Below are 11,565 nucleotides of genomic sequence, written 5' to 3'. Positions count from 1 at the left end.
CGCCGTCGACGGCGAAGCAGCGAGCGGTGAGTTTTGTCCAACGCCGAAGTTGTTGCGCACGGCGTTGAGGTCGCTGATGTCGACGTCTCCGTCTTCATCGGTGTCGCCGATGGGCGGCGCCGCACTACCGAAATTGTTACGCACGTTGTTCAAGTCGGTGATATCGACGTCGCCGTCGTCGTCCGTGTCTCCTTCCACATCGCCGCCGGGTCCGACAATCCGCAGAAACACGCTTTCTCCGCGGTAGTCCAACTCGCCATCAAGGCCGGGCAGATCGGGGAACGACAGTAAGTCGAACTGGCCGATGACATCGCCGCCTTCCGAGAACAGCACTTCGAATTCATCGCCTAATAAAGGAGTGAAGTCGTTGGTGAACGAAACATTCACGCTGCCGCCGACGTGCGCCACGCCACGCACGAGGAAGATGTCGTATTCCGTGATCGGCAGCAGGCCGCCGATCTGAACTTCAATGGCCCCGGCGTCGCTAACGAAGTAGTCGCCGTCGATTTCGGTGATCATTTCGAACTGATCGTCATTGGGCACGCCGCCGGTGGCCAGCACGCCGCCGGATTGAGTCAGTGTGGCGGCGATAAACGCGACGCCATCCATCCGACCGCCCGTCATGTCGATCGAGGCTTCTCCAGCGCGCTTGTCAATGGCGCCACGATTGAGCTGCAACGTCCCGCCCGAAAGTACAAAAGTGGCTTCGGAGCCAGGCAATTCTCCAAGGACGATGGAATTCTGCGCGTTGACCGTTCCGCCGGATTGATGAAAAGTCCCGGCGCCGTCGACGCCCACGAACGCGGTTTCAAGCAGATTCAACGTCCCGCCACTGATCTGGTAGGAACCGTTCGCGCGTCCTGCTTCCGTTTGCCCCTGAGCGGGTTGTGATGAGCCCAATTGCAATTGACCTTGCACGGTCACGACGCCGCCTGATTGATTGACGCGGCCCTCGTTCGACGTTTGATCGTCCGCTTCCGAGACCGAGCCGACGAGGAGGAAATCTCCGAACGTCACGACGGCGTCGCCGCTAATGTTCAACTCCACGTCCTTGGCCGACAAAGCGCCGACGATGGCCGTGCCTTGCAGTTCAAATTCACCTCCCGAGACATTCACCCGCGAGCCGGCGGAAAAGTCCGTCGCGCCGATCGCCAGCGAGATCCCATCGATCGGCACATTAGAGATCAGCGTCCCCCCGGTAAAATTGACGACTCCTGTGCCAAAAAAGCCGACGCTAATTGGGCTACGGAAAACGGACTCGCCGCCGGACTGGTTGAACGTGCTGTTGGCAGTCGAGATCTCGCCCGGTTCGAACTCAAATGGCTCCACGACCGAGAGCAACGTACGGCCGACGACGTCGAGCGTCCCTCCACGGAGGTCATAAACGCCATCGGCCGTGGCGCCAGAACCGATTTGCAACTGGCCGTCCACAAACACGGTGCCGCCCTCTTGTGTCACAAGGCCGGACGTCGCCTGTCCGTAATTCGGATGATCCGGCGTTCGTCCGGTTGGACCGCCTACGTCAAATGCGCGTTCTGGTCCGGCCAGCTGGAGGAACGTGTCGTCGCCGCTGATACGCAATTCCGCGTCAACGGAGCCGTTGGCGCCCACGACCGCGAATCCCGGTACGATCAAACTCCCGCCCGTGATTTCGTAAACGCCAACGGAACCGAGGCCTTGACCGATCAAAAGGTCGTCGTCTCCGACCGTGCCGGGAAGATTGGTGGGATCCGCCAAGGCGCCAACCAAGACACTTCCTCCGGATTGGAGTACCTCGCCATGTGCGACATTCGCAATCCAATCCGTGTTGTCTTCGGTGCGAAGCGTTGAGCCGCCGACCAGCAGCGCTCCGCCAACTTGAATATCGGCAGTATTGCTCAAATTCAGTTTTCCCACGGCGTTGCTCGAAAGGCCCACGACGAGGTCATCGTCGCCGACGATGTTGGGCTCATTCGAGGGATCGCGGAGGAGTCCCAAGACCATCGTGCCTTCCGACATCGTGACTTCGCCCTGCGCTCCGCTGGCGCTTTCGCCAAGGCCGATGAACATCGACTCGCCTACTTGAATGTCCGCTGTGCCGTGAATGTTCAATTCGGCGGTCGCGAAATCTCCGCCGCCCACAACCAACCGTAGGGCGGTAGAGAGCGTGCCGCCGCTGATGTCATACGTGGCCTGACTGAGACTCTCCTCCGTGCCGGGTCCGCCCAGCACAACGTTCCGTTCGCGGGTCTCGTATACGCCGCCAGTTTGGTTGAAGACCGCTGTTGCGCCTCCCTCAGCAATCGTGGTCGACGCGAACATGGAGATTGTGCCGGCCGAAAGATTGACTGTCGTGACGCCGCCTGGCCCCCTGCCGAGGTAATTCCTGGTCTGAGTGTCGTCCGCATCGACATCCGCCTGGCGCAGTTCTCCGCCGGTGACGGTGATGGTACTATCGACCGATGCGCCGGCGATGAGCGCCGCGACGCCGCCATCTTGGCCGATGTTCGTCGTGCCGCCTGAAATGGAATACGCGCCAGCGGCGAGGTCGCCAATCTTCAAGAACTGCCGCACGTTGAGGACGCCACTACTCTGTCTCAAAGTGCCTGGCGACTCAGAAGTGCTGCCCACGGAGAAATCCGTGACGACGGTCAGCGATCCGCTAGCGGAGATATCAACCGTGCTGCCGCCGCCCAAGAAGACATTGCCGGCGGTGCCGACATTGGAAATGACACTGACGGTCTGGCCGTTGTCGATCAATGCGTCGTCGTTCAATGTCGGGCGTGCGGCTGTATCCCAGTTGGCATTCGTCGCCCAGTTCAGCGTCACGTCACCTTGCCAGGTGACATCCGCCGCTCGCGCGGGCAATGTGAACGACAATGCACAGCCCAAGCCTGCCGCGGCCACAAACCGTCGGCGCATTCTCCCGACCCGGAGACTCTTTCGCATGGCAACACATCCTGGGGGATCGACAACCTGATGAACTACCTGGCGGGGGCTTCATCGAAGCGCTGGGCGGCCGCGTCGGATGGGCGCAAATCCGCTGGGCACCAAGACTTCCCAACTTTCCCGCAGGTTTTTACTCTACCGGGCGGTGCTGGAGTTTACAAGGAATTTGCGTGCGGTTTCGACGGTTTTCACTTGCCTTGGCGCTGGCTTTCCAAGGCTAACCGGCCGCCAGACGTTCTCGAACCCGTTGCCAGCCGTCGCGAATGACTTGTTCGGCGGCCGCGCGTACCAGATCGGGACTAATCGTGGCCACCAGGCCAGAGGTCTTTACGACACGGGCGGTCCAACTGAGAACCGAACCGGGGGCCGCCTCCGCCACCTGGAGTCGGGATTCGATCTCCATGGACGCTCCAATGCCTTGAGACCGGATGCGCAGGTCTGCCGCACGTGCCGGCGGATCCCCGATCAGGTCGATCTCCGTCTTCATGGTCATCCGCAGAAACGAAAAACCAGGGCGGACGACGCATTTGAGCCTTTGGTCGCTGACCAATTCGTAGGAAACGAGGTCAGGAATGTTCTGCGCCAGCAGCCCCAGGTCGGTGACGACCGCAAATACACGGTCCGCATCCTGCTCGAAGCGTTCCTCTCCACTGAATTCCAACATCGGGAGTGTCCTTCCGCAGGCTTTTTTTGCCCGCGACTGAAGTTGGCGATCTACCTGGGCCGATTTACGCGCAAGGCGGTTTCCCTTGACCCGCGCCGAAAAACCAGCATATAGTTGCCATTGGAGGCGCGTCGAGCCTGGCGCGCCTTGCACCCGCCTGTCGCGCCCCTCGACAGACCAGATTGCCTCGGATCCGCCTCGCTGGCCCGGTGGCCGCGCCGCGAGGTGATGGCGAACCCGGCGTAGCGATCCGTCACTCCGCCGCCCTGGGAGGAGGTCGCAGATTATGTATCCCAGCCGTCGAACGACGACGCTTGAGCGATACTTCGCGGGTTTGACCGAGCAGACGTTCGAAGCTCGGTTGGGAGTGGCCGACCCGCCGCTGATCGATTACATCTCCGGGCTCTTGGCTCGGTTCATCCACATGGACTCCGTGCGCCAAGTGCGGAATCTTGCTGGGCGTCCGTTGGACGAAGTCGCTGAAATGCTGGTCGAAGGGCGCGAACGTCTGGGCGACGCCAAGCGGGAAGTCCACCGACACATCGGCGATTTCACGCTGTTCTGGACCGGCGTCTATCCCGAAGCGGTCCCCAAGCTCACGCGTGGCACGAAAGATCGCCTGCTCGATTACAAGACCGAAGGCAAGCGGGCGTATTTTATCGCCAGCACCATCGACTCGACCGAAACCGAGCCGCCCCGCGACGTGCTCCAACGCCTGAGCCACGACTTTGAGTTGTGCGCGTTCGGCCTCGGTGAAGTGCGCCGACACTGGGAATCGAAAGCCGGACGCTCTGGCGAAGCACCGCCGCCGTTGTGGATTGATTAGTTGACGTCCAAAAACTTACGCCAACGACTCGACCACTTCGTCGTGGAGTTGCTCGTCGGTCTCATGCGACGTGACGATCGATTCAAGCAACTCGTCGCGACCGCTTTCCAGGGTCGACGACAATGTAGCGTCGACCATGGCCGGATCCGTGTCCGCGCTAACACCGGAGAACTCCGTGCCCACGCTCAGCAGCGCCGTGGCGCGAGCGCGCTCCACCGCCTGCCAACGCTGCGTGGCGTCGTCCGTCGTGACGACGGTGGCCAAGCGCGATCGCATGCTACGCGAAGAAGCGTCATTTCCGTCGATCCGCAGGATTGCCTCGCCCAGCGCGCTGCGATCGGCGCGGGACGCAACATGATCTTGTTGGGCGAGTCCTTCCGACAAAGCGCCGGCGCCGGAGGCGCCTTGAGCTGAGGCGAAGTATTCGTCGGAGCCCAGGAAGCTTTGGGCAATTGTCCCGAGCGTCGTGGTCCCGGACTGGACCTGCACGAGCCACCATTGCCGCTCGGTTGGACCCGCACCGCGGCCCAGGTATTCCTGGTAATAACTGTCGATCGTGTTGAGACGATATTCGGACGAGGTCAGCAACGTCTGGGCGAACTGAGCGCGCGTGCCGCCAGTGGACAGGAAGCTGACCCAATAGTTCACACCGGAGGTTTCGGCAGTGCGTCCGAGCAGATCCTGGTAGGCCGCGCTGACAAAGCCAGCCAGGTTGCCGTTCGCGCTTTGGTATTCGCCGCTGGAAACCACGGTCCGCACCATGTCGTCGGCGGCCGTCCCGCCGGTCAGGAGGGCGAGCCAATAACTGCGTTCGGAGCTAGTCGGGGCGCGGCCCAGCAAATCGTTGAACGACACGTCCACCTGACGACCGCGATATTCCGGGCTGTTCGACAGCGACTTTGCCACTTGCGTGCGACTCAGGCCGCCGCCAATTTGCTGTGTCCAGTAGGCCAGGCCAGCGCTGTCCGGATCTCGGCCGAGCAATTCGCGATACAGCGCGCGAACGAAGTTCGCGTTCGGGTTGACCGTGACGACCGGCGGATTGCTGGTGCCGGGGTTCGTTGTGCCGGGATTCGTTCCCGGCGTCCCCGGGTTGGTCGTCCCGCCGCCACCACCTCCGCCGCCGCCGAGACTCGCGACCGCGGCCAAGGCGTTCGCGACGTCCAACCGCTTGAAGGTCAACCAACTGTTGGTGACGTTGTCTTGCTCGTTGTCGCCATCGACCACGGTCACGCCGGTGTCCTGCATGATGTCCAGGATGAAACTCTGCGTGGCCAGGTGTCCAAGTCCTCGGGCGTCGAGCGCCTGATGGATCAGCACGGCCGCGCCCGCGACGACCGGCGCGGCCATCGAAGTTCCCGCCAGGCGAGCCCAGCCGCCTCCCATGGCCGCATTCGTGACGAACGCGCCGGGGGCCAGAATATCAAGCGCCGCGCTGCGCTGGCTGAAGCTGGTGATCCGATCGGCCGCGGTGGAAAAATCCTTCGCGCCGCTGCCGAAGGTCACCGCGCCGAAATTGCCTGACCACACGGCGCCGACGGAAACGGTGTAGTTGCTCGTAGCCGGAAAGCCCAAGCCAAGTTGGCTGCCGTAGGTGGAGAAGCCATTACCGGAGGCCGTCGAGAGAAACACCCCGCGCGATTCGAGCAGCGCCAGGTCGTCTTCCAGGAATTGCCACGGGTTTATATTAAAATTACCGGCGCCCAGCGACATGTTCACGGCGACGATGTTGAACTGTTGCTGGTGCTGCGCGACCCACTGCAACGCTTTCTCGACGTTCGCAAAGCTGCCGGAACCGTCCTTGCCGAGCACGCGGAGCGACAGGATTTTTGCGCCCGAGGCGACGCCCGGATAAGTGCTTGAGGCGCTGCCGGCGATAATGCCGGCGACGTGGGTGCCGTGGCCGTTCTGGTCGCGTGGATCGGCGTCGTTGTCGACGAAATCCCAACCGCCGATGTAGCTGCCAGCCAGCGAGGAATGTGTGTAGTCGATGCCCGTATCGAGCACGGCGACGGTATAGCCCGCGCCGTTGTAGCCGTAGTTCGCGGCGGCCTCGGCGCGAATCAGATTCAACGACGGGTCCGTGGCGCTGGCGTTCACATCGCCCAGCGCTTGCAACTCATCGGTGCTGAATTGAAAATTCGCGGCCGCTTCGACCGTGAAGGTCTGCTCGAGCCACGTCGCGTAGTCCGTATCCCAAGCGGCGGCGCTTAACAGCGCAATTTCTTCGAGCGGCTCGATCCGCAGAACGGACGGCTCGACTCGATGCGGCGATCGCGGCGCGCGCGCCCCGGCGAGGCGTTGGCCACGCATACATTCAAACTCCCGACGCCGCCTTGGCGAAGACGGCGCACCAGACTAGGACAATGGGTCGTTGCAAAGCGCTGGGAAAACACGGGATTCCGGCGGGAATCCGGCTGGGAGCACACGTGTTAACGAACTAACCTAGCTTTTTCTCCGTGACAGTTGGCGATCTTCGGAAACTTGTGCGCAGCGCGCAGGCGTCCGCGGAAATCCAGCACGAAACACGAGCGCCGATGTCTCCAAAAAACAACGCCAAGGCGCGCGCGAGAGCAACTACCGTTGCCAATTCGCCACGCCCCGCGCCGCTTTCTAAAACGCGGCTTCATCAAGACTCGTGTTCCGGGCGCAGCCCTTCCTGGCCGCAATCGGGGCCTACTTGCCAGAACGCTCAGTAGCCCCGCCACGCTGAGAAACGCTTTCACGTTTCCGCATGACACAACCTCGTCCGGCAGTTCTTACGGAGGCCGGGCACGAAGCGTTCATCCCTATCGGTATAACCGACCCTGCGCGGAGGAGCAAGCAGCCGGCGCGTGTCGTGGGGATGGCCAGGTTTTCGCAGCGTACCAATTGTGGAACGGGCCGCCTCCGGCGTACTATCGCGACTGCCGCTCAATGCCCGTCGTTGTTCCTTCGCTACCCGGCGATCCCATGTCGCTTGAACCGCTGACCACGCTGGCCGAACTGATCGCGCTCCCGAGCGTGAATCCGATGGGCTTGCCGGCGACCGGCGATCAATACTACGAGCACCAGGTCACCGACTACCTGGAACGCTTGTTTCGGCGGCTCGGCTGGCCCTATCGACGGCAACCGGTAGCGCCCAATCGCGAGAATATCCTGGCCTATCTCGAGGGACGCCCCGGACCGCTGGAAGGCGGTAAGTTGCTGCTGTTCGAGGCGCATCAAGACACGGTGCCGGTCGAGGGCATGACCATCCCGCCCTGGGAACCGACCGTGCGCGACGGACGCATTTACGGTCGCGGCGCCTGCGATATCAAAGGCGGGATGACCGCCATGCTCGCGGCGCTGGATCGCACGCGAAATCTTCCGTCACGGCCCAGCGTATTGCTGGCCTGCACGGTGAATGAAGAGCACGGCTACACGGGAGCGTTGGCCGTCGCCAAATCGTGGCACAAGAGAGAACCATCGATCATTCCACGCCGGCCCGATGCGGCCATCATTGCCGAGCCAACAGAACTGAACGTCGTTACCGCGCACAAAGGGGCGGTGCGCTGGCGGCTCAAAACCTCAGGCGTGGCCAGCCACAGTTCGCAACCCGAAGCAGGCCGAAACGCGATCTACGCGATGGCCCCCGTATTGCAAGCGTTGGACGCGTATCAACGCACCGCCGCGCAGGAAGTTACGCCCCATCCGCTTTGCGGCGGCGCGACGCTAAGCGTCGGCGTAATTTCCGGCGGACTGAGCGTGAATACGATCCCCGCGGAATGCGCGATCGAAGTCGATCGCCGGCTCGTGCCCGGTGAAACGGCGCAAGGCGGCTTCGAGCACGTGCGGAGCTTTCTGGCCGCCCAGCCGAACGTGCCGCGTGACCTCGTGCATGAGCCGCCGTTCTTGGTCGGTCCACCATTGGCGGATGTCGGCAACGAAGAGATCGCCGCGCAACTGCTGCGCGCGGCGCGAACAGTCTCCGACTCGCGCCGCATTATCGGAGTACCGTTCGGGACCGACGCCGCGACGTTCGCAGCAGCCGGTGTGCCGAGCGTCGTCTTCGGACCGGGATCGATCGCCCAAGCCCACACGGCGGATGAATGGCTCGCGCTCGATCAACTCGATGCGGCCATCGAGATCCTAGTGCGGTTTCTCGAACAGTCGCCGGTTTAGCGGCTACCCGGTTCCACGTCTTGCGTCGTGTCCTTGGCGACTTCGAGCGACGCCGACTCCGGTTGCTTCAGCAACATGCCGACGGCGAAAAAGCCCTGTTCCTCGCTCTGAAAGGAAGTGCCCGACGGGCCGAAGTAGTGCGCGATCGCCTTGAACTCAGGCAGTTCGGCGGCTTCGACGCGTTGCGGCTGCGCGGCCGAAGGCTTTTCGCCCAGGATCACGTTGATCATCCGCGCGAACAACGTATCCGATTGCCGGAGCTTCCCTTCCTTGAACAACTCGTAACCCACGCGACGTGCTTCGCGCGTCCGGGTGAAGACGCGGGCACAGCCTGCACCAGGCGCCAGTTCATTCAGCTGACGCATGGTTTCCTGGTATTCCGGATCGTTGATGAGTTGATCCTCGGGCTTTACTTCGGCCAAGATTTCCTTTAAGGCGTCCGCATGCGTGGCAATCAACAAGTGCCCGTGCGCAACTGTGACCGCGGAACGCTGCATCAAGCCGCCCTGCTGAGCTTGGGGCTGCGGCGGTTGATTGATGGGTCGAATCTGCGGCGGTCCCTTCCTGCGCAATCTTGGCGGACCATTTTGTACCGGCGGGCCAGGGGCTGCGTTCCCGGCGTTGGGCGAGATTTCCCACACCGTGACGTCGCCGGCGAGTTTCACGGGCAACGCGGTGCGATCCGCCTTCATGACTTTTTCGATCGCCACTTTGAGTGCATCGGGGTTGGAACTCTTGATGGCAATCACGCGGCGTTCGCCGCTATCGTTGACGCCGGGAGTGTGATAGTCCACGAGCACCGTGATCCGCGAATCGAGATTCGTGACCAGTTCCTGCTTAATGTCTACCTGCGGACCATTGACGTCAGCCTTGATATCTTTCAACACATTTTGAAACGTGCCGGGCTTGCCGCCGACGACTTCGTCGAACAGCGACGCCGACATCTCAAACGCGTTCTGCACGTCCAGGCTGAGCGCGGACCAACGGGCCAATTTGCGACTGGCCCAAACGGGCGGTTCGAATCCGTCGACGTTCGGCAGCTTCACCATCCGCATCGCCAATTCAAATGGTTCGGGAGCGTACAGCGCGGTGCGATGCAGCAATTCGTATTTGCCGTCTTGCGGATAGAACTGCACGGAGCCGCCCACGCCCCGCAAAGCGCCGAAGCCTTGGTTCTTCATGATCTGCAACGTGTCTTGTTGCTGAGCGCCCCCGTGAGCTGCGGGCTTCGGAGTCGCATCACGCATGGCCGTGGCATACGCCAATGGTTCGATAAACCAGCGAAGATGGGGCTGGGCTTCGCCAGCGTCGCGCTGGCAGCGCTCCGCGACGTGCTTGTAAGCATCGAGGTTGGCGAGATTGTTGGCTGGTTGCTCGACGAACCGGGATAGCAGCTCACGCGAGAGCGCCAATTGATCGGTACAGCAGAGCAGATCTTCGCGGAGGAAATACACGACCTGGCGAGCCGGCTCGGCAATTTTTGGGTCCGCGGGACGATCGAAGATCTCCAGCAACGTGTCCTGCTCCTTTTCCGACTTCTGCGTGTACTTCTCTGCCTTGAGTCGTGCGAAGACTTGCTCCAAGCGCTGCTTGGCCTGTTCCTCGCGCCCCTTGATATGGATGATTACGGCGGTGCCCGCCGGTTCCTTGCCGTCATGCACGGTCGCGGCGGCGACTTCGCCGGAGGCCATGTCGCGGATGTCGTCCAGCTGCAGTCCGAGCCGCTCATAGCCCGCCGACAGCTTTTCGTCGAACTGGCGCTTCAAGTCATTCGAAAACGACTTCATCGCCGGATCTTGGGCGAGCTGCCCGAGCTGCGTCTTAGCGAACTGAGATTCCAACTCCGCTAAATTAGGGATGCTGACGAAGCCGCGCGTGGTGCTTGGCAGCAAGACGTCCGCTGGCGGCGCGGCTGCCGCGCTCAGGCAACAACTCAGACCCAGCGTCAGCGCGAACAGACTTCGAAGCAGGCCATGATGCACAGCAGTTCTCCTTCGCGACGGATTGCCGGCGCCGCCATTGCGCCGTCGCGCCTGTTGAGCCGGGCGCAGCGGCGCAGCCCTGACCAACAGACTCGGTCTTGAATATTCATCAGCCGATTCTGCCCGAAACAATCAGCCAACTAATGCGCGATATGCGCATCTTATCCGGGACTTGAAACGACTTTTCCGAACACACAGGATACGGCACCCATCCGGCCTGGGCAACCCTTGAGCGGGGGGGTAAGAGAGTGCCGCAGGGAATCGCATGCACATCCGCTGATGCGAATCGGCTCGCCCAAAGAGCGGGCGAACAAGCAACGTGGTCGGGTCAATCGAGGTCCTTGACGATCCGAACGTGAGCGCGGGGGCGCTGCACTTAACGGCGTCCGTATAAGTTCGGAAAGTAGTGCGAATGATTGCCGTAGATCGTCGTGTGCCCGGTTTGGCGAAGTCGATCCGTGCCGCCGCTTTGAACCGCGTTGCGAGCCACTTGCTGTTGCAGTTGATAGACCTGGTTGACCTGGTGTTGGTTCAAGCGGCGCTGATCGACGAACGGCCGCACCAGCGTCTGATAAACGGGGATGGATTCGTCGCTGGCATCCTGGAACTGGAGGAGGTTCAGGTAAGGGCTCACCGTCGGTTGCCGCGTGGGCGTCGGACGGTGCATGCTGCTGTACATTTGCCCGTAATTCTGAGCGTTGGCCCAAGATGCGGCGCTCAGCAGGATGGTCGTGGTCAACGCGAATAATGGAATGCTGCGTTTCATATCAGAATGCTCCGTTCCGTGGGCCTTCAGCAGGCGCGACATGGGGCAATAATTGTGACGGCTTTCCTTCAGCTCACCCTAGAAGCTCCCTTGGCGGAGGCCTTTCGGGAAGCGGTTGATGTTTTGCACGGTTTGCGAGCCTAGCAGGGCGAAGCCGAGCGCTCGTTCGAACGGGTTGATGGTTTTGTCGATCCAGTTGTCGGCGGCTCGCCAGGGGTCCTCGCTGAGGACGATGCGATCGCCGGGCAAGAGTTGG

Annotated in this window: 7 protein-coding genes; 2 read left to right on the top strand and 5 right to left on the bottom strand. The window is 61.8% G+C overall.

Annotated elements, in window-relative coordinates; genetic code table 11:
• Both SGJ19_03505 and SGJ19_03500 read right to left on the bottom strand, forming a co-directional pair.
• Nucleotides 1-2,928, bottom strand: a 2,928-nt coding sequence (locus tag SGJ19_03505; protein MDZ4779300.1) for a hypothetical protein, incomplete at its 3' end; no start/stop codon positions are given.
• A 217-nt stretch (nt 2,929-3,145) separates the two neighbouring features.
• Nucleotides 3,146-3,592, bottom strand: a complete 447-nt coding sequence (locus SGJ19_03500; GenBank protein ID MDZ4779299.1) for an SRPBCC domain-containing protein — start codon at nt 3,590-3,592, stop codon at nt 3,146-3,148.
• Nucleotides 3,593-3,878: 286 nt separating this feature from the next.
• Between SGJ19_03500 and SGJ19_03495 the strand changes: the two genes are divergently transcribed.
• Entirely contained in the window at nt 3,879-4,418 is a 540-nt protein-coding gene (locus tag SGJ19_03495; GenBank protein MDZ4779298.1) for a hypothetical protein, read from the top strand.
• 15 nt (nt 4,419-4,433) lie between these two features.
• On the opposite strand, the gene SGJ19_03490 is transcribed toward SGJ19_03495, so the two are convergent.
• Nucleotides 4,434-6,731, bottom strand: a complete 2,298-nt coding sequence (locus SGJ19_03490) for a S8 family serine peptidase (GenBank protein MDZ4779297.1) — start codon at nt 6,729-6,731, stop codon at nt 4,434-4,436.
• A gap of 639 nt (nt 6,732-7,370) precedes the next feature.
• On the opposite strand from SGJ19_03490, the gene SGJ19_03485 reads away from it, so the two are divergent.
• The gene (locus tag SGJ19_03485) at nt 7,371-8,561 is read left to right on the top strand and encodes a M20 family metallopeptidase (GenBank protein ID MDZ4779296.1); all 1,191 of its coding nucleotides are present in this window, start codon (nt 7,371-7,373) and stop codon (nt 8,559-8,561) included.
• Here the strand turns inward: SGJ19_03485 and SGJ19_03480 are convergent.
• Entirely contained in the window at nt 8,558-10,543 is a 1,986-nt protein-coding gene (locus SGJ19_03480; GenBank protein ID MDZ4779295.1) for a hypothetical protein, read from the bottom strand. The two genes, SGJ19_03485 and SGJ19_03480, sit on opposite strands and share 4 nt — an antisense overlap.
• Nucleotides 10,544-10,919: 376 nt before the next feature.
• Nucleotides 10,920-11,309, bottom strand: coding sequence for a hypothetical protein (locus SGJ19_03475; protein ID MDZ4779294.1), 390 nt, complete (start codon nt 11,307-11,309; stop codon nt 10,920-10,922).
• Nucleotides 11,310-11,565 lie beyond the last annotated feature (256 nt).

The organism is Planctomycetia bacterium (assembly GCA_034440135.1).
Lineage (GTDB): Bacteria > Planctomycetota > Planctomycetia > Pirellulales > JALHLM01 > JALHLM01.
This window is presented reverse-complemented; position numbering and strand designations above follow the sequence as displayed.

What these genes read in the sequence shown, in the direction of transcription:
- SGJ19_03495 (MDZ4779298.1), top strand. Translation starts at nt 3,879, where the DNA reads ATGTATCCCAGCCGTCGAACGACGACGCTTGAGCGATACTTCGCGGGT.
- SGJ19_03475 (MDZ4779294.1), bottom strand. Translation starts at nt 11,309, where the DNA reads ATGAAACGCAGCATTCCATTATTCGCGTTGACCACGACCATCCTGCTG.
- SGJ19_03485 (MDZ4779296.1), top strand. Translation starts at nt 7,371, where the DNA reads ATGTCGCTTGAACCGCTGACCACGCTGGCCGAACTGATCGCGCTCCCG.
- SGJ19_03500 (MDZ4779299.1), bottom strand. Translation starts at nt 3,592, where the DNA reads ATGTTGGAATTCAGTGGAGAGGAACGCTTCGAGCAGGATGCGGACCGT.
- SGJ19_03490 (MDZ4779297.1), bottom strand. Translation starts at nt 6,731, where the DNA reads ATGCGTGGCCAACGCCTCGCCGGGGCGCGCGCGCCGCGATCGCCGCAT.